A 26,947-nucleotide genomic window follows, 5' to 3' on the forward strand; every position below is an offset into this window, starting at 1 on the left:
AGGAATGGTTGATGAAAAGAAAAGTATTTAGATTATTACTTATTTTAGCTTTGATAGTTGTACCAATAGCAGGTATTACGATTGATGTTGATGCCGCTTCGGATTTAACACTAGGAACATTGATTTCTGATAGTCCTAATGACCGTTTATTTACTGTTAAAAACAATAGTGGTAATAGTGTGCGATATGTCTATCAAACAAGTACGCAAAATAATGTGGTTGAAAAGACTATTGCAGCCTATGATAGTGATACAATTAGAGTAGCGGCTAATAGTAGTGGGCAAGCAACTTTGACAGTAAAACAAATTGATGATCCTAATGCTGTTTCGCAAATAATTAATAGTTTAAATCAATATTATGTCACTATTAATTTTGTTGATTCAAATGGAATGAAAATTGCTGATTCAAGACAAGCTGTTGCTACATATAATAGCGGATGCAGTTATACTGCTTCATCATCACTTAGTTATAACGGTGATGTTTATGATCTTACCGGTAATAACTATGTAGCAATCCCTTATGGAAATACCTCATATACTTTTACGTATTCAAAAAGAGCCCAACCTAATTTTACTAGTAAAGTTATTTTAGTGGATCAGGATGGTACTACTCATAAAACAATTGAGTATACTGTAAATGAGGATACAGGTGGTTCGGTTACAGTTCCAGAAACTTTTGTTTCAACAATTAATGGTAGAACATATAAAATAATGAGTGGTTATAGTACTAAAATTACGCAAAGTTATAGTCAGGGCGTAATGCAAACTGTAGTCCGTTATCAAGTTCAAGAAGATGAAACAAGTAAGCCATACAATATTTTTATTCAATACATTGATAAAGAAACTAATAATGTATTATTGACAAAAACATTATTAGTACAAAAAAATAAAACAGTTGAACATAATCCATCTTCTTCTTTTATGAAAAATGGTTTGCAGTATCAATTGGTTGATGGAAATAAAATTACTCATAGCTTTGGAGATAGTCAAAGAAATTATCAAGTATATTATAAGCAGTTAGTAAGTGATGAAACAACACCACAGCCACTTCAAGTAAATTACGTTGATTTAGCGACTGGCAATATTTTAGAGATTCATGAATACACAGTTGATCCAGGTAAAAATAAAACAATAACATTAGATAGCAGTTTTGATTATGATGGAACTACTTATATTTTAAATAGCGCACAACAAGATTATGTTGAAGGTAACAAAATTACTCATAAATTCGGGCATAATATAACAGAATATAATGTTTATTATACCGAAAAAGGGGTAGAAATTAATAGCTATGAAGTTTCTATTACCTATATGGATGTTTCACATACCAATGTTGGTGAAAAAACTTTATATACTACTAAAGTAACAGCTAATGTAAATGAAGCTTTATCAATTGATGTTGAACAACAGTTCCAGGCTAATGGAACAACATATGTGTTGCTTCCAGGACAGGAAAGTCATTATGATCATGATTTTTATTCGACAAGAAGAAATTATGTCATGGTATATCGTGATATTAATGATACTAATAATGATATTGTTTTAAATCCAATTGTCGCTAATAATACAAGTGAGATGGCAGTTACTTTACAAGGAACCAATGCTAATGGTACAGCGATTACAATTGAAGGGACAACAGGTAATCCAATTATGAATAATCCTGATGGTAGTATTACTACAGTTGATCCTGATGGAAACATTGTGCCATATCAAGAAGAAGAAACAGAAATAATTGAAGAAGAACAAACACCATTAGTTAATGGTAAAGAAAATCAGGTAAATAATAGTAATGAGACTCTTTTTATAGCTGGTGGCATTGTATTAGTTATTATAATTGCCGGTCTTATTTATGGAATAAAAACTAAAAAGTTAATAAAATTTAAAAATCATTCCTAATCTTAAAAACAAAACAGTTCTTAGCGAACTGTTTTTGTTATTTAATTGTGATTTTTAATCGAAAAATGCTTTTAAATAGTTAATAAGATTTGTTAAATGAGGTATAATAAAGTAGGTTGTTAACAAGAAGAAAAATAATGGGAGAACATATGAAACTAATAGTAAAATTTTTAAATACTTATACAATTACAACTGAAGATAATCGCTGCCTTAGTTTCAACAAAATTAATTCATCAAAATTAGCGGTATTACTGGCTTATATTATATATCATCATCGTCATAAATTAAATTCTTTAGATTTACAAGAATTGATGTTTGTAAATAATAGTTCAACTAATCCGGCTAATGCTTTGAAAGCTTTGATTTTTCGATTAAGGGGACTATTAAATAAAAATCTTGGTGAGTATGATTATATATTATCATCACAAGGAACATATTACTGGAATCCGGAAATTGAATTAGTATTTGATGTTGATAATTTTATTAATTATTATCGTTTAGGGCGTAATGAACTTAATGATGATAAGAAAGTTAAACTTTATCAAAAAGCATTGTTGCTTTATGATGGGGATTTTTTAAAGATGATAAATAATAATGATAAATTATTAAGTATTCGGCATTATTTAAATTCTCATTTTTTAAATGTAACTACATTTTTAATCGATTATTATTTAAAAATGAATGAATATAGTGTTGTTGAAGAAATTTGTTTAAAAGTAATAGCTACCAATCCAAGTGATGATAATGTAAATTGCGCTTTAGTTTATGCTTTGGTTAAACAAGGAAAATTGGCTTTGGCTAAAAAGCGTTATTATAAAATAAAAGATAGCTTGAGTAGTACGGCGTTAAGAAAAATTAGTCATTATTTAAATATGGATCAATATAATAATTATGAAATTGATTTTGATGTTATTTATTCAGATTTAAAAGAAAATCATGTTAATGGAGCTTTTGTGTGTGATTATGATTTGTTTAAAAATATCTATCAATTGTCATTAAGAAGTTCTTTGCGTAGCGGTTCTAAAAAATCAATGGTTTTATTAACGCTCCATCCAAAAGACTATATTACTAAAAATCCAGAGATTAATAATCTAGTATTAGAAGAAACATCTAATACTTTGCAACAGATTTTAATTAAAAGTTTTCGGCTTGGAGATGTAGTATGTCGTTATAGTATAAAACAATATTTATTGATTCTTGATTGTAATTATCAAGGGGCTAAAAAAGCTATTATGCGTGTTAAAAAGAAATTTTATCTGCAAGAAAAATATGAACGTGTTGTAATTGAAGAAGATATTCAGGAATTAAAAGAAAATTAAAATTGAAAAAGTAATTTAGCCTTCTACAGATGTAAATAAAAGTAGGAGGTTTTTTATATGTTACGATATCCAATATTTAAACAAGATAATGAATACAGTTGTGGTGCTTACTGTATCAAGATGATTTTAAAATATTATCATCTTGATATTTCAATTAAAGAAATTAAACAGCTAAGCAAAATCACTAGTGCTGGCATTAGTGTTTATGGAATGGTTAAATGTTTAGCTGCTTATCATATTGATGCTAAGGCTTATCAGTGTGATTATGATACTTTAATTAAAGAGGCTAAGCTTCCTTGTATTATCCATGTACTTAATGATGAGATGACCCACTATTGTGTTTTATATAAAGTAAGTAAAAAGTATGTTTTATTAGGGGATCCGGCTAAAGGACTGGTAAAATTAAATCATGACCAGTTAAAAGCAATCTTTACTGGAATATGTATCTGTAATGAACATGTAGGACGTTATGCTAAAAAAGAAAATAAAGAAGTTAATTTTAAAGAATTTATATTATTACATCTTAAAGATAATTATCAGTTTGTTTTAAAATTAGTTAGTCGCAGTATGCTTATTTCGATTTGCAGTATTTTAAGTTCGAGTTATTTTCAAAGTTTAATTGATCAAATTGAAATGATGGATTATTGGTATATAGTATGTTTTACATTATTTTTTACGTTAGTTAGCTTAATTAAAATAGTTGTTGATTATAGCCGGAAAAAATTAGAAATTGATATTCAACGTTATTTAAATCAAATTTATGTTAATAAAACAGTAATTAACATGCTTAATTTACCATTAAATTATTTTCAAAATAGCCAGGATGGTATCTTGATGAGCAAGGTCCAGAATCTGTTTCAATTTAGTGAGTTTTTTATTCATTTATATAGCGCTATGTTTATAGATTTGATTTTACTCATTGGTTTGTTTATCGCTTTAACGATTTATTCGGTTTCTATTGCTTTAATAACATCATGTTTTTTTATTGTTATTGCATTTTTGTTGTTTAGATATTTAAAACAGATTAATTCGATGAATAAAAAGATTATCTCTAGTCAGGAAATGATGAATCAGGGGCATTTGGAATATTTACGAAATATTTATAATAGTCATCAGTTTTTTGTAAAGAGTTTTGCCCGTAATAAAATTAATTTTTTATTTGAAGATTATAATTATTTTTTGTATCGTCGTAATAATGCTTTAAATCGTATTAATGGAATTAGTGAATTATTAATTGGTATGCTATTATATAGTGTCGTTTTAATAGCGTGTTTTTATTATAAACAAGCGAGGTTGAGTGTTGGTGAAATTGTTTTTTTCTATTTGTTAATATCATATATGATTGAACCATTATTTAATATAATTAGTTTTGTTTTAGAAAAGGATGAAGTGTTGATTTTATTTGAACGTTATCGAGAACTGTTACCAGAGAAAAAGACAAAGAAGATGTATTTTAAAGGGCCAATAAAACAGATTAAATTTGATCATATTAGTTATAGTTATGGATACAGTAAACCAATTATTGAACATTTAGATTTAACAATTACAAAATCTATCTGGTTAAAAGGGGATACAGGAGCTGGTAAATCAACGTTATTGAAATTGTTGATGAATTATGATCAGTTATTAAAAGGAAAAATATTAATTAATGGAATTGATTTACAAAAAATTGATGTTAATAGCTTGTATCAAAAGATGATATATTTAGATAAAGAGCCGATTTTTTATCGAGAATCGTTACGTTTTAATCTTTTATTAAATCGTCATAATGAAAAGATGATGAATTTTTTATTAAAAGAGTTTAAGATGGAAGAATTTATAAATAAGTTAGATATGGTCATTAGTGATGATGGTCATCCATTATCATCTGGTCAGGCTCAAATTATGATGTTGATTCGTTCGTTATTGAAAAGACCACAGGTTTTAATTCTTGATGAAGCTTTATGCAATGTCGATGAAACGCGGTTAATGTTAATTATGGACTATTTAAAGAGCTTAGATGGAAAATTAATTGTAATAATTGTTGCCCATCAAACAAAATTGATGAATGAATTATTTGACTGTGTTATAATTGAACATGGAAAAATAAGAAAATAGTGCCGTTAGTTATAATTTAGAAAGGAGGAAATCGAGTAGGATACTCGGTAATTTTAAAATGGAAATAGATTTTGCGTTAATAAATGAAGTAGCTGATTTTAAAGAGGATTATAATGAAATATATCAAGAAATAATTAAAGAAACAGCTAAACAATTAGAAATTGAAAGTGATTTAGAATTATCATGTATATTTGTTGATGATAATAAGATTCATGAAATTAATAAACAATATCGTAATATTGATCGATCAACAGATGTTATCAGCTTTGCTCTTGAAGATAGTGAACAATTTTATGTTGAAGGGATGCCAAGAAGTTTAGGTGATATTTTTATAAGTGTTGATCATGCTAAGATGCAAGCTAAAGAATATGGTCATAGTATGAAAAGAGAAATGTGCTTTTTATTTACTCATGGATTGTTGCATTTATTAGGATTTGATCATATGAATCCTGAAGATGAAGCAAAAATGATTAAAAAACAAAAAGATATTTTAAATGCTTTAAAGATTGAAAGGGATAATTATGGAAATTAAAGAAATTATTGCTAAAGCTTTTAAAGCAACTGATAATTCTTATAGTCCCTATTCTAATTTTAAGGTTGGAGCATGTATTGAGATGAAAGATAATAATTATTTTTTAGGGACTAATATTGAAAACGCTGCTTATGGTTCAAGTATGTGTGCTGAACGTAATGCGATTTATAGTGCTTATTGTAATGGTTATCATAAAGAAGATATTAAACAAATAGCAATTGTATCATTTGGTAATAAATTAGTTTCACCATGTGGTAGCTGTCGCCAGGTAATGGTTGAATTATTGGCTAAAGATTGTCGCGTTATTTTAGCTAATCAAAACGAATATCAAATAACAACAGTAGAAGAATTAATGCCACTGGCATTTAAAGGAGATAGTTTAGAATGTTCAAATCAGGATTTGTAAGTATTGTTGGTCGTCCTAATGTCGGGAAATCAACGTTACTAAATAGTATATTAAAAACAAAATTAGCAATTATGTCAGATGTTGCGCAAACAACAAGAAATACTATTCAAGGTATTTATACTGATGATCAGGCTCAGATTATTTTTATGGATACGCCTGGAATCCATCGCCCTCAAGATCGTCTAGGTAATTTTATGAATACAACAGCGCTTAATAGTATTTATGGGGTTGATATTGTCTTATTTTTAGCTCCAGCAAATGAGATTATTGGTAAGGGTGACCAATTTATCATTAATCGATTAAAAGAGGCTGATGGGCCAGTATTTTTGGTTTTAAGCAAGATTGATACAGTAAGTAAAGAAGCTTTAGCTAAGAAGTTACAAAAGTGGCAGGAGTTATTTGAATTTAAGGAAATAATTCCAATCAGTGCTTTAAATAATGATAATGTTGATCTTTTAGTGGAAACTATAAAAAAATATTTACCTGAAGGTAATATGTATTATCCTAAAGAACATATTACTGATCATCCAGAGCGATTTGTTATGGCTGAATTCATTCGTGAAAAGATTTTATATTTTACCCGAGAAGAAGTTCCTCATAGTGTGGCTATTGTAATTGAAAGAATGATTGAAGATGAAGATGGCGTAGAAGTAATGGCGACTATTGTTTGTGATCGTAATAGTCAAAAGGGAATTATTGTTGGTAAACAGGGTTCGATGATCAAAAAAATTAGAACTAATGCCCAACGAGAAATGAAACGCTTTTTACAAGTACCAGTTCATTTAGAATTATTTGTTAAAGTAGAACGAAATTGGCGTAATAAACAAAAATATTTAAAGGAATTCGGTTATAACGAAGATGACTATTAAAAACGAAGAAACTTTTAAGGGGCTTGTTTTAAAAAACAAGCCCTATAAAGAAAATGATATGTTAGTTTGGATTTATAGTCGTGAATATGGCAAATTAACCTTGCTTGCAAAAGGAGTAAAAAAGATGACTAGTAAAAATGCTCCTTCTTGTCAAAGCATTACTTTATCGGAATTTACTTTAATTCCTAAAACTGGATTATCTAGATTGATCAAAGGTAGTGCAGTTGACTATTTTCGGCATATTAAAGAAGATATTGAATTAGAAGCCTATGCAACTTATTGTTTAGAATTTGTCGATAAATACACAAAAGAAAATGATCCTGATGCTAGTATCTATGATGCCTCATTATTGGCGTTAAAATATTTAAATGATGGCTATGAACCAAAATTAGTTTATTTATTGTTTAATGCTTTTATTTTAAATGTTACAGGTTCATCGTTGGAAGTTGATCAATGTGTAAGTTGTGGTCGTCAAGATCTAATCGCTGGTATTTCAATTTTAAATGGGGGATTTGTCTGTCAAAACTGTCTTGGTAAGTATGATCGTCGTTTGGATGTAGAAGTATTAAAAGGGTTTCGTTATATTAATAAGATTCCGTTGGAAAAAATTGATTTATTACATTTATCAACACCAGTTATCAATAAACTAGTGGAAATTATGGAAGCTTTTGTTGATGAATATACTGGAATCAATTTTAAAAGTCGAAAGTTTATTAAACAATTAAAAATGTTATAAAACCCCGTTAGTCAAAAATAACTTACGGGGCTTGTTTTTAGCGAACACTTAAAAATTATTTAATTTTATTACCATCTTTAAAAGCATTACCTACTTTTGCTCCAAGTTTAAGATAAGCATTGTTGACTGGATCAAAAGTAATTGGTTCTAATTTTTCAGGATCAATTTTTCCTTGATCATCTAAAACTTTTTCATCAACGCTAACATTGACGATTTCACCTAACAATAATTCTGATTCTTTATCATAACTAATTAATTTACATTCTAAAGTCATTGCTAGTTCATCAATGATTGGCGCATCAACAAATTCACTTTTAGTAGTATGCCAATTAGCTTTTTCTAATTTATCAGGAACATTATTTCCTGATACTATTCCTACATAATCAGCAGCAACTACATTATTAGCATCAGCCATACTAACAGTAAATGCTTTTTTATGAAGGATGTTTTTAACTGTTTTATGACTACTAGCTAAATATAAAGCGATTTTTTTATAATCAGCAATACTTCCCCAGGCAGCATTCATTGCATCAGGATTATTGTTTTTGTCATATGAAGCAATGATTAATACTGGACAAGGATATAAAAATGGTTTTGCACCAAAGTTTTTTCTCATCAATAATTCCTCCTAATTCTATTTGACTATTTATAGTCTAACCCTAAAGTTAACTTTAATGTCAAGTATATCTAATAATTTTAATAAAAAAAGGTCGAAATTTCGACCTAATGAAACATATCTTTTTTAATAAAGATGATTGTAGCAATTACACAAGCAATTATAGCTAATAAAGTTGGGAACCACCATACTGGTACTGGTAAGCCAGTAACATTCATACCATAAAAACTAAAAATGATATTTGGGATGGACATAACAATTGTAATTACTGTCAATATCTTCATTACAATATTTAAGTTATTAGAAATAACAGAAGCAAAAGCGTCCATTGTACCTGATAAAATATTAGAATAAATATTACACATTTCAATAGCCTGATGAATTTCAATCATTACGTCATCTAATAATTCTTGATCTTCATCATATAATTTAATTGGTTTACCACGCATAATTTTATTCAAAGTAATTTCATCAGTTTTTAAAGAAGTTGAAAAGTAAACTAACGATTTTTCTAAACCTAACATCTGAATTAATTCTTTGTTTTGCATTGATTTATGCAGACGATGTTCAGTTCTTGAAGATAAACGATCAATTTGTCGTAAATAAATCAAATAACGTTGTGAGATTCTAAGTAATAATAATAATAAAAATCTTGTTTTTAAATTAGTATCAATTCCTCTAACTTTTCCTTTAGCCATATCATCAATATTGTAGTTTTCATACAATGAAATTGTAACAATATATCCTTTCATAATAACGATCCCTAATGGCAAAGTAGTATACTGTAATGTATCGAAACCATCAGCTTTGTCTTCAGCACTTGGATAATCGACGATAACTAATGTTTGATTATTATCTTCATCATAGTCTAAGTGAGAACTTTCTTCTTCATCTAATGATGATTTTACAAATTCAGGAACGATACCCATTTCTTCAATCAAGAAATTTTTTTCTTCTTCAGTAGGACTAACAGCATTGATCCAGCAACCATATTCTGGCTGATCGATTTTTACGGTTTTGTTTTCAAAAGTTTTGTAGAATTCTAACATAGTAACCTCCTTATTACAGGAGGTCATAATATGCCTCCTGCATTTTATTTATATTCAATTGTTGCATTTTTTCGAACGACTCGGGCTCGGGAGACATAATAACACCTTCTTTCGGTGAGTAATTATAACATAGATTGTTGAATTTTTCCTACTATTTGATGTAATAATATTGGAAAATTTTTAAATTTTTTAGTTAATAGCTATTTTAATAATAATTTGACGTAATTAAAGCTTAAGTATATACTATTGATGTTTGCAATATATAAAATAACTAATAATAAATAGTGAGGATAAATACATGAATATTACAGATTTATTGACTATAACTAGTATTGATTTAGATGCTAAAGTTTCATCAAAAGAAGAAGCAATCGATCATTTAGTCGATTTAATGATGACAACTGGTAAAATAAATAATCGCGAGTTATATCGAAAAGATATTTTTTCTCGTGAAAGTCAAGGATCAACAGGAGTAGGAGAGGGAATTGCAATTCCCCATGCTCAAAGTGAAGCCGTTGATGATTTTGCATTAGCAGCGATGGTTGTTAAAGATGGCGTTGATTTTGATGCTCTTGATAATCAAAAAGCAAAATTATTCTTTATGATTGCTGCAAGCAATGATGGTGGTAATGATCATTTAAAAGCATTAGCACGATTATCAAAGATGCTGATGGATCAAGATTTTAAAGAAAGTTTGATTATGGCATCAAATACTGCTGCTTTTTTAGATTTAATCGCAAAAAAAGAAAAGACATTAGATAAACCTGATTTAGAAAATAATGGTACTTATGATGTTTTAGCGGTAACTGCATGTCCAACAGGAATTGCTCATACGTACATGGCAGCAAAAAGTTTAGAAGAAAAAGCCCAGGAACTTGGTATAAAAATAAAAGTAGAAACTAATGGAGCTTCTGGTATTGATAATCCATTGACTCATCAAGAAATTGCTGTGGCAAAATGTATTATAGTTGCTGTTGATAAACAGGTAGAAATGAGTCGATTTGATGGTAAACCGGTAATTATTACCCGCGTGGCTGATGGTATTAATAAACCAGAGGAACTGTTATTAAAAGCTACTAATGAAAATGTAGAAATTTATCATGACGGTGATGATTCAAAACGATTTAAACAATCACGTTTAAGAATTTTATATATGCAACTATGTGAGGCTCTTAATCGAATATTACCAATCTTAATTGGAGCTGGAGCTTTGCTTTCAATACCTATTTTTATTCAGGAATATAATTTATTTAATATTAATACTATTTATGATAACCTTTTATTAACAAATAGTTATTTAGCGGGTCATTTAATTCAAACAATTGTACCGATAATTTTTGCTGGCTATATCGGTCAGGCAGTCGCTAAACAGCCAGGATTCGCTGTTTCTTTAGCTGGTGGAATCGGTATGATGATAACTGGTTTATATTATGATGGTACTAATGGCGCTGGTTTACTTGGTGGTATTATTGCTGGTTTTTTAGGTGGTTATATTGTATTAGGATTACAAAAACTGTGGCAAAAGTTACCTGAAAGCTATCAGGGCTTATCAACAACTGTAATATATCCGATTTTTGGAGTTATTATTGCATTTATAATATCTTTAGTTATTAGTCCTTATATTGGGGCATTAAATCAAATTATTGCCGTATCACTTGATAGTATGAATTTAGTTGGAAAACTAATTGCAGGAATTATTTTAGGTGCTATGATGGCAGTTGATATGGGTGGTCCAATTAATAAAATTGCCTATATATTTGCAATTAGTCAAATATTAGAAGGTAACTATTCATTGATGGCTGCGGTGATGGCTGCAGGGATGGTACCGCCATTAGTTATTGCTTTAGCAACAACGTTTTTTAAAAATAAATTTACTGAAAATCAACATAAATTAGGTAGAAGTAATTATTTAAAAGGATTAATGTTTATTTCGGAAGGGACACTTCCTTTTGTAAAAGAAGATCGTCGTTTAGTAACGGCTGTTTGTATGATTGCCTCAGCTTTAACTGGTGCTTTTTCGATGGTTTATAATTGTGGGATCAGTTTACCTCATGGTGGTATTTTTGTTTTACCATTAGTTATTCATCCATTAAGATATGTGGTAGCAATACTAATTGGTAGTCTTTGTGGGGCAATGATTTATGGTATATTTAAAGAAAAGGATGATATGTGATGAAATATATATTTTTTGATATTGATGGAACTTTGACTGATAATAAAACACATCAGATTGTTCCTAGTGCTCAAAAGGCATTAGAAAAATTACAGGCAAATGGTAATTTTGTTGCTATTGCTACTGGTCGGGCCTATTATAAAGCTAAAAGTTTTATGGAAGAAGTAGGGTTAACTAATATGGTATGTAATGGTGGTAATGGTATTGTTTTAAATAATCGTTTGATTAAAAATGCACCATTAGATCGAAGTAAAGCCTTAATGATAATTAATGAAGCAGAAAGATTAGGCTATGGAATATTAGTTGCTCCATTTGATAGTATTGATGTTTATAGTAAAAATACTTTATTTTTAAAACAGGCTGGTTATCGAAAAGAACCTACTCGTTATACAATTGATAATCAATTAGATTATCGTGATTTAGAAAATATTTATAAATTATATATTTCAATTCCTGAAGAAAAGGAATCTGAATTAACATTAAAAGATACTTTAGGTCACTTACGGTTTGAATCAGAATATTTAATGTTTCAACCAGATGATAAGAAAAAAGGAATTATTGATTTAATGACTTTGATTGATGGTAATATTGATGATGTAGTTGTTTTTGGTGATGATTATAATGATTTAGATATGTTTGATGAACGTTTTTATCGAATTGCCATGGGAAATGCTTGTGATGCTTTAAAAGCTAAAGCAGACTATATTACTGACCGCAATACTAATGATGGTATTTATAATGCTTGTCGTGTTCATGGCTGGATAAAATAATTTAAATTTTAATGGGAGTTCACATTTAATTCATACACCAGTGTTAGGATAATAATGTCGAAAGACAAACCATAATATGTAAAATATATTAATCCCCTCATATATGTTTTACAACCCAATGATGGATGATTCCCTCTCCCAAAAAAAACAACATCCATCATTAAAAAGGAGTCTCCCCTGGCTCCTTTTTTTCATGTTATAATATTACTGTACATTTTAAAAATAGTGACATATAATCATAAAAAAGAAAGGGGGATGACTATGATAGATGGTCATATGCATTTAGAATACGGGGATTTAAGTAAAGAATATGTTTTAGAGTTTGTTGAGGCGGCAGTAAAAAAGGGGTTAAGTAAAATTCAAATTTTAGATCATACACATCGTTTTAAAGAGTTTGAACCAATATATTTAGAATTAAAAGAAATACCACAACAAAAACAGTGGTTAGAAAATAAAAAAATGAAATTTAAAGATAGCTTAGATGATTATGATCGTTTGATTAAAGAAGTAAAAGCATTGGATTTACCAATTGAAGTTACCTTTGGTTTAGAAGTATGTTATGTACCTAAATATGAAGAATATATTCGTAAAGTTTTAAGTGAACATGATTATGATTTTGTCGTTGGAGCGATTCATTCAATTAATGGTAAATTATATGATATGAATTTTTCCAAAGAAATTTTATGGGATAAATATGATGTAAATGATATTTATCGTGATTATTATGATTTGGTGTTTAAATTAGTTAAGTCTGATTTGTTTACGCAATTAGCTCATCCAGATACGATTAAAATGTTTAATTATTATCCTGATTATGATTTGGTACCAACTTATCATAAACTAGCTAAGTTATTAAATGAACATCATGTTAAAGCTGAAAATAATACTGGTTGTTATTATCGCTATCATCATAAAGATATTGGTCTTAGTGATGAACTTTTAAATATTTTTAAAGAACATGGGGTGAAAATGATTACGGCAAGTGATGCTCATCAGCCAAGTCATGTTGGAATGAATATTGTAGATATTTATGAAAAGACAATGAAATAAAAAATGGTGATTTTTGATAATCACCATTTTTTATTTTATTAAACTATTGATTAATTCTTGATGCGACTTTTTATATAGTAAAACAATATTACTAAAAACCGGTTGTTTTAATGATTTATAAATTAAATTAGGATGATTAAAAACTAATAAACTTTTTTTCATTAATAAGCTAATTCCTTGATTAGATTGCAATGACCCAATTAATGATTCTATGCGAGCATTCATCATTATTTTTGGTTGAAAATGATATTTTAAACATAGTTCATTAAATAGCTGATAAATATAAGTATGTTTTGGCATGCATAAGAAACTTTCATTTTGAAGATCATTAAAATCAATTTCTTTATTATTAGCTAAATGATGATTTTTAGACATTACTACTACTAATTCGTCGTGAGCAATTACTTTACTGCAATAGTTTTTATAATCAATAGAGTTTTCTCTAACGATCGCTAAATCGCAATTTTTTTGGTTGATTTCATCTTGAATCTGAAATTCTTCACATTCATTAATAACTAATTGATATTTATCTTGTAATTGATTGATTAATGGGGTTAGACATCTTGATGCATTTAGGAAAAAGGCAGAAGCCGATAATCAGCCACTCCCAATTTCTATTTTAATAGGAGTTGATCCGGCGATTGAAATAGCGTCTTGTTTTGAATCACCAACAACGCCACTTGGTTATAATGAATTGCAAATTGCTGGCGGTTTAAGAGATCAAGCCGTAGAACTAGTAAAATGTAAAACAGTAGATGAATATTGTATTGCAAATGCTGAATATGTTATTGAAGGTGAACTGTTACCTCGACTAAGAGTTCGTGAAGATTTAAATTCTAACACGGGAAAAGCGATGCCGGAGTTTCCGGGGTACACGGGACCAGCTAATCCGAGTTTACCGATAATAAAAGTTAAAGCAATTACTCATCGAAAAAATCCGATTATGCAAACTGTGATTGGACCAAGTGAAGAACATGTTTCTTTGGCAGGAATTCCAACTGAAGCAAGTATCTTAAGGATGATTGAACAGGCAATGCCAGGTAAGGTTTTGAATGTATATTGTCCTAGTTTTGGTGGTGGTAAGTTTGTAGTTATTATACAGTTTAAAAAAGAATTACCTTCTGATGAAGGACGCCAACGTCAGGCAGCATTACTAGCATTTAGTGCCTTTAGTGAGTTAAAACATGTTTACATAGTTGATGAAGATGTTGATATTTTTGATATCAATGATGTTATGTGGGCAATGACAACTAGATTTCAAGGTGATGTTGATGTTGTTACAATTCCAGGAGTACGAACTCATCCCTTAGATCCTTCTAATGATCCTGATTACTCTAGTTCGATATATGATCATGGGATTGCCTGTAAGACAATTTTTGATGGCACTGTACCATATCATTTAAAAGATTGTTTCAAGCGTGCTGATTTTATGGATGTTGATCTTAGTAAGTGGCAGGTGGAAAAATATTAATGAAAAGAATTGTTGTTGTTATAACAGGGGCTAGTGGAATCCCACTAGCGATAACCTGTTTAGAAGAATTGCGTAAAACTGATTGTGAAATACATTTGATAATATCTAAAAGTGCTAAACTAACTTTACAGTTAGAAACGAATTATCAAATAGAAGATATATATTCTTTAGTGGATGTGGTTCATGAAAACGAGGCTATTGGTGATAATATTGCTAGTGGAACATATTTAGTATCAGGGGTAATCGTGATTCCGTGTAGTATGAAAACTCTAGGTGGAATTAGAAATGGTTATAGTGATAATCTGATTAATCGAGTTGTTGATGTTAATATTAAGGAACAACGTAAAGTTATTCTGGTAACTCGTGAAGCGCCTTTATCATCAATTCATTTAGATAATTTAGCATATTTAGCACGAATTCCTAATCTTTTTATTATTCCACCAGTATTAACATATTATCAGCATCCTAAAACAATTAAAGATATGGAAATACATATAGTAGGTAAGATATTAGAAAAATTTGATATTGATATTTCTGATTATAAACGGTGGGATTATAAAAAATAACAGGCAGTAATTTTACTGCCTGTTATTGAGCTGGTGTTTGTGGCTGGGTTGGCTGATTACCTTCGGTTGTGTTGTTATCAGCCGGTGGTGTAGCTGGAGTGGCTGGATCGCTAGCGGGTGCTGTAGGGGTTGCTGGTGCTTTCATAGTACCGCGTAAAATTATTTCCTCGTGACCTTTATAAACACTATAAGCTTCTTTTTTAGAAGAAATTAAATTACCGTTAGCATCGTAAACATTTCGCCATGATTGAGCTTTACTACCGTTAGTTCCTTTTTGTTTAACAGCTGTTTGTCCTTCTAATAAAGTTGGATCATCTTCGTATTTAGTGGTATATGGTGTTGAAGATAGTTGTTTACTAGTAATTTTTACATAAGTGTTATCAACATTAGTACCATATATTTGAGCGGTTATTTTGTTATTGGCATAAGACATTACTATTTTAATAGGGTATTCTTTATCGTTTTTGAATTTAAAATCCGGACCACCCCATGAAACAGTTGCATCACGACCAATTGGGACATAACCAGAAACATAAGTATGATTAGTTCGTTCAGTTACTTCTAAGTTAGATAATAATACAGCGTTATATAAAGTTGAAGAAGTTTGACAAATTCCACCACCTACTTCTTGAACTGTTTCACCGTTTAAATAAGCTGCTGCTTCGCCAAAACCGTTTTCTTTTGTTCTCTTTCCGACAGTATTATTGTATGAAAATTCTTCACCTGGCAATAATATGATATTGTTGCATTTTTCACCAGATAAACGAACATTCTTTTTTCTAACCGCAGTACCACTAACATTAGTAGTATAGCTGCCTAGGACATCTTTAAATAAGTTTTGTTCAAGTGTTTCTTTACTAATTTTAGGTTGAATAATTTTTGCATCAACACTAAATTGTTTTCCTTCTGGAGTTTGATTGTAAAGTTTAGTAGCTTTTTTTAAATCAAATGAAGCACCTACTTGACCATCTACAATAGCATAGTTGTTATTTTTGTCCAATGTTGCATTACTTGCACGATTAGCTAATTCTTTATGAAGAGTTTCCATTTCTTTGTCTTTTGTTAAATCGTGATCAACCGGTTTGTATTCGATTTTATTTTTAAAATCATAATCATTTAACGCATCTTTGATTGTTTTGATTACTGATTTTAATTCAGCTGTTTTCCCTGATTTACCTTTGGTAAATACTACTTCATTATCTTTTATTTCATATTCTGTTTTTGTTGCAGTGTTATAAGTTAGAATATTACTATTAGAAATTTGGTTTGATAAAATATCGTCATTAGTAATTTCAACTCCGATAGTATGGTCATGATTAAAAAGATAATTATAACCTCTAGTAAAGAAATTATCGGATTGCTTAGCGATCTTTTCTACTTTATTACTAATATCAAATTGTAAATTATCTTGTAGATTAATTTGATATTCTTGTTTATCGATTGTTAAAGTAAGATTTGGATTTTTAATATCTTTATTAAATTGGTCTTGTAAAGCAGTGGTTGCTTCCTGACTAGTCATTTTCCCAACATCAATATTATTGATAGTGGTATTGCTAATGAAATCATTACCACTTGCAATAAAACATAGTCCAATATAAATTATGAAAATTAAAACAATTATTCCTGCAGTTAAAATGAATGCACGTTTATTCATTTTTAATTTAGGCATCTTTAATTTAGACATATTTATCATACTTTCACCCCACATTTTTTTATCCCCTCTATCATATACTAGAACTAGTCATAATTCAATTTATTTTCGGTCGAATGGGAAAAAATAAGTTTTCTTAAGAAATTATTAATTAAAACAAAAAAATGTGTTGTTGTATACAATTATTCAATTTTTTACTTTACAAATCATATTGTATACAATATAATGAGGTTTAAATACAAGAAAGGAAGGTATGAATATGACTGAAAAAAGAGTGTTTAATTTTTCTGCAGGTCCTTCAATGTTACCTGTGCCGGTATTAGAAAAAGCGGCTAAACAAATGTTGAACTATGAAAACAGCGGAATGAGCGTAATGGAGATGAGTCATAGATCCTCTTCCTATTTGGATATCTTTAATAAGACTAAAGACTTATTAAAAAAAGTAATGAATATTCCAGATGGTTATGAAATTGTGTTTATACAAGGGGGAGCAACACAACAGTTTTCAATGGTACCATTAAACTTATTAAAAAATGGTAAAGCTGATTATATTATCACTGGTTCATTTAGTAAAAAGGCAGCTACAGAAGCTAAAAAATATGGGGAAATTAATATTGCCTATGATGGAAGTGATAATGATTTTAAACATATTCCAACACAAGATGAATTAAAATTGGATCCTGAGGCATCATATGTTCATTTATGTGCTAATAACACTATTTATGGTACAGAATGGAAATATGTTCCTGAAACTAATGGGGTACCAATTATTGCTGATATGTCATCAAATATTTTATCAAAACCAATTGATGTATCTAAGTATGGCATGATTTATGCTGGGGCTCAAAAAAATATGGGGATTGCTGGTCTTGGTGTAGCTATTATTAAAAAAGATTTATTGCAAAAAGTTAGTGCAACAACACCAGTATTATTAGATTATACTTTGATGATTGAAAATGATTCAATGTATAATACACCACCAGCTTATGCAATTTATGTTTTAGGCTTAGTTCTAGAATGGATTGATGAAATGGGTGGTTTAGAAGTGATGGAAAAAAGAAATATTGAAAAAGCTAAACTACTTTATGATTATCTTGATAGCAGTGATTTTTATAAAGCTCATAGTGATAAGGATAATCGTTCATTAATGAATGTTACTTTTACAACTCCATCTAAAGAATTAGATGCTAAGTTTGTAAAAGAAAGCATCGAAGCAGGAATGACTAATTTAAAAGGACACCGCTCTGTTGGGGGAATTAGAGCTTCTATTTACAATGCGATGCCATTAGAAGGGGTAGAAAAATTAGTTGCTTTCATGAAAGAATTTGAAGCAGCAAATAAATAGGGGTGATTAATTATGTACAATATAAAATTATTAAATAAGATTTCTCAAGTTGGATTAGATGAGTTTGATACAAACTATTCATATGGAGAAGATGTCGAAAATGAAGATGCAATTTTAGTTAGATCAGCGTCTTTACATGATTATGATTTTAATTCAAATCTAAAAGCGATTGCTCGTGCTGGTGCTGGGGTGAATAATATTCCAATTGAAAAATGCAGTGAAAATGGAATAGTTGTCTTTAATACACCTGGGGCTAATGCTAATGCGGTTAAAGAATTAGTAATTTGTAGTTTGTTTCTAGCTTCTAGAAAGATCGTTGAAAGTATTAAATGGGTAGAGGGATTAAAAGATGATCTAGATGTAGCTAAAACAGCTGAAAAAGGTAAAAGTAATTTTGTTGGACCAGAAATTGAAGGAAAAACATTGGGGATTATTGGTTTAGGTGCAATTGGGGTTAATGTTGCTAATGCTGCAATTAAATTAAATATGAAAGTAAAAGGATATGATCCATATATTCGAGTTGATGCTGCCTGGGCTTTATCAAAACATGCTCGTCAAGCAGCAAGTTTAGAAGAAATTTATAAAGAATGTGATTATATTTCAATTCATGTTCCTAGTACTAAAGAAACTCGTGGCTTTTTAAATAAAGAAGCTTTTGCGATGATGAAAGATGGCGTAAAATTATTGAATTTTGCTCGTGGTGATTTAGTTAATAACGAAGATTTACTAGAAGCAGTAGCTAGTGGTAAAGTTGGAAAATATATTAGTGATTTTGCCTCACCAGAGTTACTTGGAAAAGATAATATTATTATCTTGCCACATCTTGGAGCTAGTACACCGGAATCTGAAGATAATTGTGCTAAAATGGCGGTATCAGAAATTAGAGAATATTTAGAAAATGGAAATATTGTAAATTCTGTTAATTTTCCAGGGGTAAAACAAGCTCGTGAATCTAAAACGAGAATTTGTGTAATCAATAAAAATGTACCAAATATTTTAGCGAGAATTTCTAATTTATTCGCAGATCATAATTTGAATATTGAAAATATGGTCAATCGTTCACGTGGAGAATATGCTTATACATTAATTGATACTGATGATGAAGTTCGTCAGGATATTATTGATCGAATTGAAGCAGCTAAAGGTGTAATTAATGTTCGTGTTATTGTAGACTAATATAAATGGTTTTATTAAAAGATACTAAAAAAAGCACACTTTGAAAAAAGTGTGCTTTTTATCATAAATAAATTAATAAAATTTACTAAATAATTATATGTGATAATAGTTATTTTTATTAAAATATAAATATTTTCAGTAATTTTTGTTGGTTTAAATTATGATTATTAATATATTTTACTAATTTTTATAGTAAAATTTAGTAAAATATATTGTGGTGCATTTTACCGAGTGCTATAATGATAGTGCATATTTATGTTACGGGAATAGAATGCAAATAAATGAAAGGATTGAAAAAATGAAGAAGAAAGGATTGAAAATTTTATTGGCTTCATTATTGGCAGTTCCATTAATTGCAGGATTAAATAATTCTGATAAGGTTGAAGCTAATAATGTTGCCCATGAACACGACCTGATTAAATTAGAACGTCCAGGTAGTGGTGGTGAAGCGGTAACTGGTGGTGATTTTTCAAGCAGCAGTGCCTGGCAATGGAAAAACGCTGACATTCAAGCTGTAGATGGAAAAAACACAGGGCATTTAAAAGCTGGTGTTAATGATGCATCTTTTGGTCAGGTGTTATCGTTGAAAAGGGATACTGATTATACAGTTACTTACAAAGCTAAATTATCAGAAAATGGTAATGGGGTAAACTGTGATATTCGAATTCCTAATGCTGGGATTTTAGATGGTACTTGGCAAGGTATTTCTGGAAGCGAATGGAAAGAATATACTTTTAAATTCAATTCTGGTGACCATGAAAGTTTAAGAATCGAATTTGTTAAATGGGGCGATGCTAGTGATATTGTTGCTAGTGAAGCTTGGATCAGTGATGTAAGTGTAACTGACGGTGGAGAAGGTGTTGAAGATGATACAACATACGACTTTATTTGGGCTGATGATTTTAATGAAGGTAAATTAAATGAAGATAATTGGGATTATGAGTTAGGATGTATTCGTGGTATTGAACAACAACACTATGTTAAAAGTGAAGAAAATGTTTATATTGACACTGATGAAACAGCAACTGATGGTAAATTAGTTTTAAAAGCTACTGATCGTGCTAAAGAAGATCAATATGATAATCCTCGCGATAACAGTCGACGAGTAATTTACAATTCTGGAAGTGTTCGTAGCCATGGTAAACAAGAATTTTTATATGGAAGAATTGAAATGAAAGCAAAATTGCCTAAAGGACAAGGTGTATTCCCGGCATTTTGGACATTAGGTGCAGATTTTTCTTTAGATGGTGATATTGCAGCTGACCAGGGATATGGCTGGCCACGCTGTGGAGAGGTTGATATCATGGAATTAACTGGTGACAGCGTTGATGGCAGCTATAATAACCGTACAGTATATCAGACATTGCATTATGGTACTGATGATAATGATAGTGGTAAATATGCTGGAAATGGAACAGCAGCTAGTTTAAATTCTGGAAACTTTAATGATGAATACCATGTATTTGGAATTAACTGGTCAAAAGGAAAAATTGAATGGTATGTTGATAATCAAATTGTTAGAACTGTTGATTATAGTGATGATCAAGCAGCCGTAAATGCTTTGGATAAACCACAATATATTCAATTCAATTTAGCTATGGGTGGAGCTTGGCCTGGTCCAGTTGGAACTGATTTGGCAGGAACTACTTATGATATTGACTATGTTTATTATGCTCGAAGCCCACAACAACAAGCAGATGCTGAAGCTTATTATGCAAATGTGCCAGAAATAAATGGTGCTAGTGATATTACAATGCAAAAAGGAACAACAGTGAATTTATTAGAAAATGTAACAACTGATGCTGATCATTATTTAGATTTTTCAATTAATGATGCACCAATGTTTGTAAATAACGGTGGAAAAACTGAAGTTTCTTTAGTTTGTAAAGGTAAAGATGATTTAGAAAGCTTAAAAAATTTACCAGCTGGTACATATGATTTACATATTACGGCAATTCCTAAATCAGCTAAACCGGATCCAAAAGATCCAAATCAATTAGACCGAACACAAGCTTACGTTTTAAATCGTAAAACGGTTAAATTGACAATAGTTGAAAGTGATAAGAACATTTTACAAGAAAAAATAGCTGAAGCAGAAGCATTATTGCTTAAAACAGATGTTTATACTGAAAAAACGCTTGATTATTTAAATAAAAGTGTTAACTGGGCTAAAGAAATAAATGATGATGTTAGTGCAAATCAAGAATATATTGATAGTGCAATTGCGTTATTAGATGATAGTATGGCTCGTTTAAAAGAAAAGTAGAAATAAAATTAAGAAAGGGAAAAGAGTATGAAGAATAAAAAAATGATGCGGAAAATCGCAGCTGCAGCAATGGCTGGTGCTTTGGTTCTTCCAGCAACAGTATCTTCAAGCAAGGCTCAAACATTAGATGGCTGGGTTGATGATAGTCAGCTAAATAATAGTGAAGTTGCTGCTCCTGAAGCATATGGGCCAACACCAGATGCTTTGCAATATGAATATCAAAAACAAGAACTAGCTGCATTTTGTCATTTTGGTCCTAATACATTCAATGAAATTGAATGGGGTGAAAACTATGGAAATACACCTCCAGCTGAAATTTTTACATTAGGTCCTAATGATGATTTTGATGCTGAAACTTTAGTGGAAACATTAAAAAATGCCGGATTTAAACGCTTAATTGTTACAGCAAAACATCATGATGGTTTCTGTATCTGGGCTAGTGAATATACTAAATATGATGTTGCTAGTACTAATTATAAAAATGGTGAAGGTGACATCTTAGCTGAAATTTCTAAAGCATGTAGTGATTATGATATGGATATGGGACTTTACTTATCACCATGGGATATTCATGATCAAAGCTATGGTTATTTTGATAAAGATGGTAATGCTTTAGTTGGATCAGATGGACAGCCATTAAATGGAATGAGCTGGGAAGAAGTAGAAGAAAAAGATGTTTATGATTACAATGAATATTATCGTAATCAACTAGAAGAAATATTAGGTAACGATAAATATGGTAATAAGGGTGAATTCGTAGAAATCTGGATGGATGGAGCTAAAGGTTCAGGTTATAAAACACAAAATTATAATTTTGATGACTGGTTTGCAACTATCCAAAAATACGAAGGAAAAGAAGCGGGTAGAGAAGCTGATTGTTTGTTGTTTGGTTCTGGTGCTAAAACAACAGTTAGATGGATTGGAAATGAGTTAGGATTTGCTCCAGATACTAACTGGGCTCAAGCAAAACTTATTTACAAAGATGGAAAAGCAACTGATATTGATACTGGTTGGGATGAAAGCACTGGTTATGCAGCTGGATATCCTGATGGAGATGTTTGGACAGTTCCTGAATGTGATGCCAGAATTACTTCTGGATGGTTCTGGGGAAATACTAAAAAGACTCCAAAATCAATGGAAGAACTTTCAGAAATGTATTTTAGATCAGTTGGTCATAATGGAACATTGTTATTAAATGTACCACCAAATGACGAAGGAAAATTAGATAAAGCGATTCAAGAAAGAATTGTTGAATTTGGTAATGCCGTAAAAAATACTTTTAAAACTAATAAAGCAGAAGATAAAGCTGCTTATGCTGATACTGTATTAGGTAATTCTAAAGCTTATTCAGCTTCAAATGTTTTAGATGGTGATCAAGATACATACTGGACTCCAGAAGCTGGAAATAGTATGGGAAGTGTTTTAATTGATTTAGGAGAAACAACTAATTTTGATGTTGTTTCAATTGAAGAAGCAATTCAATTAGGACAAAGAATTACTAATTATAAAGTTGAATATAGTAATGATTTACAAAGCTGGGAAACAATGGATGAAGGAACTACTGTTGGATCTAAACGATTAAGCAGAACTTCACCAGTTAAAGCTAGATATGTAAAAGTAACAGTATCTACAAATGAAGACACTTCACCATTAATTAGTGAAATCGGTGTTTATAAAGCAACAGGTGGATTAGAATTAAATTCATCTGTACCTGAAGGATTAACAGTAGTTGATAATACTGATAAAGACACTAGTGATGGATTTGGATTTACATATAATAATAGTTGGGTCCAAGAAAAAGGTAAAGATTTTATCAATGGTACAAGCATGTACGCAAATGAGGGTAGTGAATTAACATTAAATTTCCATGGTACAAAAGCTTACTTGATGGGAACATTAGATCCAAATCATGGTAAAGCAATGATTAGTGTTGATAATGGTCCAGAAGTTGAAATCGATACTAAAGCTAGTAAGCGTAGTGTTGGAAATGTTCTTTATGCATCAGATGATCTTGAAGATGGTGATCATACACTAACTTTAAGAGTAGTAAGTGATGCTATTGGAATTGAAGCAGCAGCAGTAATTGATAATCAAGGTAAAGGTATGTTCGAATTTGAACATAATGCTTATCGTGTTTTAGAAGCCGAAGATGAAAGTGCTACTTTAGAACATAAATTAACAGTTAAACGTGTTGGTGGAACTAACGGTGAAGCTGTTGTACAAGTTGAAAACAATCCAGGTACAGCAATGCAAGGTAACTATGATGCTAACTTAAGTGGTGGAACTTTAACATTTGCTCCTGGAGAAACTGAAAAACAAGTTAGTTTATATACAAAATACGATAGTCGTATTCAAGGTGATACATCATTTACAATGAATTTAGTTAACGCAACAAATGATGTAATCATTGGATTTAATAAAGTTGCAACAATCACAATTGAAGATCGTGATGTTAAAACTAAAGAACAATTAGCTGAGTTAATAGCTCAAGGTGAAATATTAAATACTCAAGAATACTTATATGTTTCTGGATGGGATGCTTTCCAAGATGCTTTCAAAGCTGCTAAAGAAACATTAGCAGATAGTGATGCTACTATTATTCAATATGGTAATGCTTATCGTAATTTAACTGTAGCAATTAATGGATTAGTAGTTCGTGATAATTATAGTGAAGAAGATCCATTTATTATGCCAGTTAAAAAAGATGAAACAAAAGTTCTTGAAGCTGAATTAGCTACATTAAAAAATACTGGTGAAAACGAAGAATATGTTTTAGCTGTTGAAGAACGTGATTGGGCAAGTAATAAAAAGATTATTAACTGCTTCAATGCCGGTGATCAAATTGAAGTACCATATAACGCTTCTAGAGCAGGTAAATATAAAGTAGTTTTAACATATCGCAGTGGTAGCGAAGAAAATAGTTTTGATGTTAGTGAAGTAGATGGAAAAATTAAAAACGTATCAGTTGTAGCTGGAAATGATGATGCAACTGTTACAAAAACAAAAGAATTTGAAATTGAAGTTGTTGAAGCTGGTGCTGGAACACTTGTTCTAACTGCTGGTACTAAAAATGGACCACAATTAGATAAATTAGATATTACAGCAAGTGATTTAAATTGGAAAGAATTTACAATTAAAGCAACTGCTGGAACTGGTGGTACAATTACTCCTTCAGGAGATAACGTTTATACAGAGCTTTCTGATGTGACATATACAATAACACCAGATAATGGTTATGAAATTGAAGATGTAAAAGTAAATGGTGAATCTCAAGGAGCTATTACTTCTTATACATTTACTGAACTTTCAAAAGATAGTACTATTGAAGCAACATTCAAATTTAAATACTACAATGAAAGTACACCATTTGAATTCCCTGAAAAAATTGGTTCTGAAAATAAAGTTACTTTAGAAGCTGAAAAAACTGAACTAATCAATACTGGTGATGCAAATGAACAATGGAAATTAGGAATTGAATCTGGCACTTGGGCTAGTGGTGGTCAATTTGTCAATTGCTTAAATAGTGGCGATCAATTAGTTATCCATTATAATGCTCCTAATGCAGGAATTTATCAATTCACAGCTACATATCGTAGTGGTTCTGATACTAATAAATTAGTATGGTCTGGTGATAAAGTAATTGATGGTGAAGTTGCAGCAGGTAACAGTGATGCTTCTGTTGTTAAAACTGTTGATTTCTTAGTTGAAATAACTGAAGCTGGTAAAGGTAAAATTGTATTTACTGCACCAAGTACTAATTCACCTCAATTAGATAAATTTGATATTGTTTATTTCAGTGATAAAGAATCTATGGCTAGAGCTGACTTAAAAGCTTTAATTGAAGATGCAAAAGCTATTTTAGAAAATGCATCTGATTATCAAACTGCAACAATTGAAAATTTAAAAACAGTATTAGTAGCAGTTGAAGAAGTTTATGAAAATGATGAAGCATCAGTTGAACAACTTGAGCAAGCAAAAGCTGATTTACAAACAGCAATTGATGGTTTATTAGAAGTTGTTGATAAAACTGAATTAGCTCAATATATTGCAAAAGTTCAAGAAATTGTTGATAATATTGATGATTATTCTAAATATAGTGTTTATGGATTAGAAGAAAACTTAGCTAAAGCTAAAGAAGTATATAATAATGAAAATGCAACTGAAAATGAAGTAGCAGCTATGGTTAGAACATTAAAATATGGTGTTGAAAACGCTCGTAAAAAAGCATTTATTGAAGATTTAGAAAAATTAGTTGCTCAAGCAAAAGCAATTGATTTAGAAGGATATACACCTGCAAGTGTTGATGTCTTTGAATTAGTATTATCTGATGCACAAACATTATTAGATTCAGATTTAAGTTTTGAAAATCAAGATAGTGTTGATAAAATGTATGATCGCTTATCTAAAGCAATTAATTTATTAACAAAAATTTCTGATTTAGAAGAAGATCCAGGTCAAACACCTGACAAACCAGGAGATAAACCAGGTTCTGGAGATTCTGGTGATAATAATAACAACGGATCTCAAAATCCTTCTAACGGAAATAATGATAGTAGTAATCCTGAAAATGGTAATGCAAGTAAAACAGGTGATGATATCAATATGGCACCATTTATGGTTTTAATGGCTTTAAGTTGTTTAGGTGCATGGGGAGTTTTAAAAAGAACAAAAGAAATTGATTATTAAGATTTATAATAAGATATTCCTTAAAAAATGATTCTATGATTAAAGGTGGCAGAAGAGGCTGTAACGAAATAACTTTTTAAAAGGAAAGTTGAACTCGTTTCAGCTTTTTTCTGCAAAATAAAATACAATTATCAGCTATAATTGCATCTCTTACGATATTTTATAATATTTTATGTTATTCTCTCTTCTTTTTGGCTGTTTTTAGGCGCAATGAGGGTATCCTCAGCCAGATTCACTCTTTTCAATGTGACATTTCATAGCGTTTTCTTTCCTT

The 26,947-nt window shown here is 30.2% G+C and carries 20 protein-coding genes; 16 read left to right on the top strand and 4 right to left on the bottom strand.

Annotation, left to right across the window (positions count from 1 at the left end; translation table 11 throughout):
• The first annotated feature begins 11 nt into the window (after positions 1 to 11).
• The 7 genes from ABGT36_RS03635 (at position 12) to recO (ending at position 7,854) form a co-directional block, all read left to right on the top strand.
• Positions 12 to 1,895, top strand: a complete 1,884-nt coding sequence (locus ABGT36_RS03635) for a hypothetical protein (RefSeq protein WP_346676875.1) — start codon at positions 12 to 14, stop codon at positions 1,893 to 1,895.
• A gap of 149 nt (positions 1,896 to 2,044) precedes the next feature.
• Positions 2,045 to 3,214, top strand: a complete 1,170-nt coding sequence (locus ABGT36_RS03640; RefSeq protein WP_346676877.1) for a bacterial transcriptional activator domain-containing protein — start codon at positions 2,045 to 2,047, stop codon at positions 3,212 to 3,214.
• Positions 3,215 to 3,271: 57 nt separating this feature from the next.
• Positions 3,272 to 5,311, top strand: a complete 2,040-nt coding sequence (locus tag ABGT36_RS03645) for a cysteine peptidase family C39 domain-containing protein (RefSeq protein WP_346676879.1) — start codon at positions 3,272 to 3,274, stop codon at positions 5,309 to 5,311.
• Between the two features lie 58 nt (positions 5,312 to 5,369).
• On the top strand, positions 5,370 to 5,843 hold the full coding sequence (gene ybeY, locus ABGT36_RS03650) for an rRNA maturation RNase YbeY (protein WP_087300101.1): 474 nt from the start codon (positions 5,370 to 5,372) through the stop codon (positions 5,841 to 5,843).
• On the top strand, positions 5,833 to 6,249 hold the full coding sequence (gene cdd, locus ABGT36_RS03655; RefSeq protein ID WP_087373426.1) for a cytidine deaminase: 417 nt from the start codon (positions 5,833 to 5,835) through the stop codon (positions 6,247 to 6,249). Before ybeY ends, cdd begins: the two co-directional genes overlap by 11 nt.
• Entirely contained in the window at positions 6,228 to 7,118 is an 891-nt protein-coding gene (era, locus tag ABGT36_RS03660; protein WP_087300097.1) for a GTPase Era, read from the top strand. Before cdd ends, era begins: the two co-directional genes overlap by 22 nt.
• Positions 7,108 to 7,854 (top strand): DNA repair protein RecO, encoded by a 747-nt coding sequence (gene recO / locus ABGT36_RS03665; RefSeq protein WP_087373428.1) that lies wholly within the window; start codon positions 7,108 to 7,110, stop codon positions 7,852 to 7,854. The genes era and recO overlap by 11 nt, the downstream gene beginning before the upstream one ends.
• Positions 7,855 to 7,909: 55 nt before the next feature.
• On the opposite strand, the gene ABGT36_RS03670 is transcribed toward recO, so the two are convergent.
• Together ABGT36_RS03670 and ABGT36_RS03675 are read right to left on the bottom strand one after the other, a co-directional pair.
• Positions 7,910 to 8,470, bottom strand: coding sequence for a flavin reductase family protein (locus ABGT36_RS03670; protein ID WP_087300092.1), 561 nt, complete (start codon positions 8,468 to 8,470; stop codon positions 7,910 to 7,912).
• A gap of 107 nt (positions 8,471 to 8,577) precedes the next feature.
• Positions 8,578 to 9,519, bottom strand: coding sequence for a magnesium transporter CorA family protein (locus tag ABGT36_RS03675; protein WP_087300090.1), 942 nt, complete (start codon positions 9,517 to 9,519; stop codon positions 8,578 to 8,580).
• Between the two features lie 298 nt (positions 9,520 to 9,817).
• Between ABGT36_RS03675 and ABGT36_RS03680 the strand changes: the two genes are divergently transcribed.
• From ABGT36_RS03680 to ABGT36_RS03690, 3 genes are all read left to right on the top strand, one after another.
• Positions 9,818 to 11,692 (top strand): fructose-specific PTS transporter subunit EIIC, encoded by a 1,875-nt coding sequence (locus ABGT36_RS03680; protein WP_346676882.1) that lies wholly within the window; start codon positions 9,818 to 9,820, stop codon positions 11,690 to 11,692.
• Entirely contained in the window at positions 11,692 to 12,462 is a 771-nt protein-coding gene (locus ABGT36_RS03685; RefSeq protein WP_087373434.1) for a Cof-type HAD-IIB family hydrolase, read from the top strand. Before ABGT36_RS03680 ends, ABGT36_RS03685 begins: the two co-directional genes overlap by 1 nt.
• Before the next feature lie 261 nt (positions 12,463 to 12,723).
• A complete protein-coding gene (locus ABGT36_RS03690) occupies positions 12,724 to 13,512 on the top strand; it encodes a histidinol-phosphatase HisJ family protein (protein ID WP_300078233.1) in 789 nt (262 codons plus the stop codon).
• Positions 13,513 to 13,542: 30 nt separating this feature from the next.
• On the opposite strand, the gene ABGT36_RS03695 is transcribed toward ABGT36_RS03690, so the two are convergent.
• Positions 13,543 to 14,058, bottom strand: a complete 516-nt coding sequence (locus ABGT36_RS03695) for a LysR family transcriptional regulator substrate-binding protein (protein ID WP_087373436.1) — start codon at positions 14,056 to 14,058, stop codon at positions 13,543 to 13,545.
• Here ABGT36_RS03695 and ABGT36_RS03700 point away from each other — a divergent pair.
• Complete coding sequence (locus ABGT36_RS03700; protein ID WP_346676884.1) at positions 14,054 to 14,983, top strand: UbiD family decarboxylase; 930 nt, start codon at positions 14,054 to 14,056, stop codon at positions 14,981 to 14,983. The two genes, ABGT36_RS03695 and ABGT36_RS03700, sit on opposite strands and share 5 nt — an antisense overlap.
• Positions 14,983 to 15,549 carry a UbiX family flavin prenyltransferase gene (locus tag ABGT36_RS03705; protein WP_346676886.1) on the top strand — a complete coding sequence of 189 codons (567 nt, stop codon included), beginning with the start codon at positions 14,983 to 14,985 and terminating at the stop codon, positions 15,547 to 15,549. The genes ABGT36_RS03700 and ABGT36_RS03705 overlap by 1 nt, the downstream gene beginning before the upstream one ends.
• Positions 15,550 to 15,571: 22 nt before the next feature.
• On the opposite strand, the gene ABGT36_RS03710 is transcribed toward ABGT36_RS03705, so the two are convergent.
• The gene (locus tag ABGT36_RS03710) at positions 15,572 to 17,257 is read right to left on the bottom strand and encodes a VanW family protein (RefSeq protein ID WP_239406411.1); all 1,686 of its coding nucleotides are present in this window, start codon (positions 17,255 to 17,257) and stop codon (positions 15,572 to 15,574) included.
• A 202-nt stretch (positions 17,258 to 17,459) separates the two neighbouring features.
• Between ABGT36_RS03710 and serC the strand changes: the two genes are divergently transcribed.
• From serC to ABGT36_RS03730, 4 genes are all read left to right on the top strand, one after another.
• Complete coding sequence (gene serC / locus ABGT36_RS03715) at positions 17,460 to 18,545, top strand: 3-phosphoserine/phosphohydroxythreonine transaminase (protein WP_087300077.1); 1,086 nt, start codon at positions 17,460 to 17,462, stop codon at positions 18,543 to 18,545.
• A 12-nt stretch (positions 18,546 to 18,557) separates the two neighbouring features.
• The gene (locus tag ABGT36_RS03720) at positions 18,558 to 19,721 is read left to right on the top strand and encodes a phosphoglycerate dehydrogenase (RefSeq protein WP_296884324.1); all 1,164 of its coding nucleotides are present in this window, start codon (positions 18,558 to 18,560) and stop codon (positions 19,719 to 19,721) included.
• Between the two features lie 298 nt (positions 19,722 to 20,019).
• The gene (locus ABGT36_RS03725; protein ID WP_087373463.1) at positions 20,020 to 21,987 is read left to right on the top strand and encodes a family 16 glycosylhydrolase; all 1,968 of its coding nucleotides are present in this window, start codon (positions 20,020 to 20,022) and stop codon (positions 21,985 to 21,987) included.
• Between the two features lie 27 nt (positions 21,988 to 22,014).
• Complete coding sequence (locus ABGT36_RS03730) at positions 22,015 to 26,673, top strand: alpha-L-fucosidase (protein ID WP_346676889.1); 4,659 nt, start codon at positions 22,015 to 22,017, stop codon at positions 26,671 to 26,673.
• Positions 26,674 to 26,947: the final 274 nt, after the last annotated feature.

The sequence above is a fragment of the Erysipelatoclostridium sp. An173 genome (genome assembly GCF_963931465.1).
Classification (GTDB): Bacteria; Bacillota_I; Bacilli_A; order Erysipelotrichales; family Coprobacillaceae; genus Thomasclavelia; species Thomasclavelia merdavium.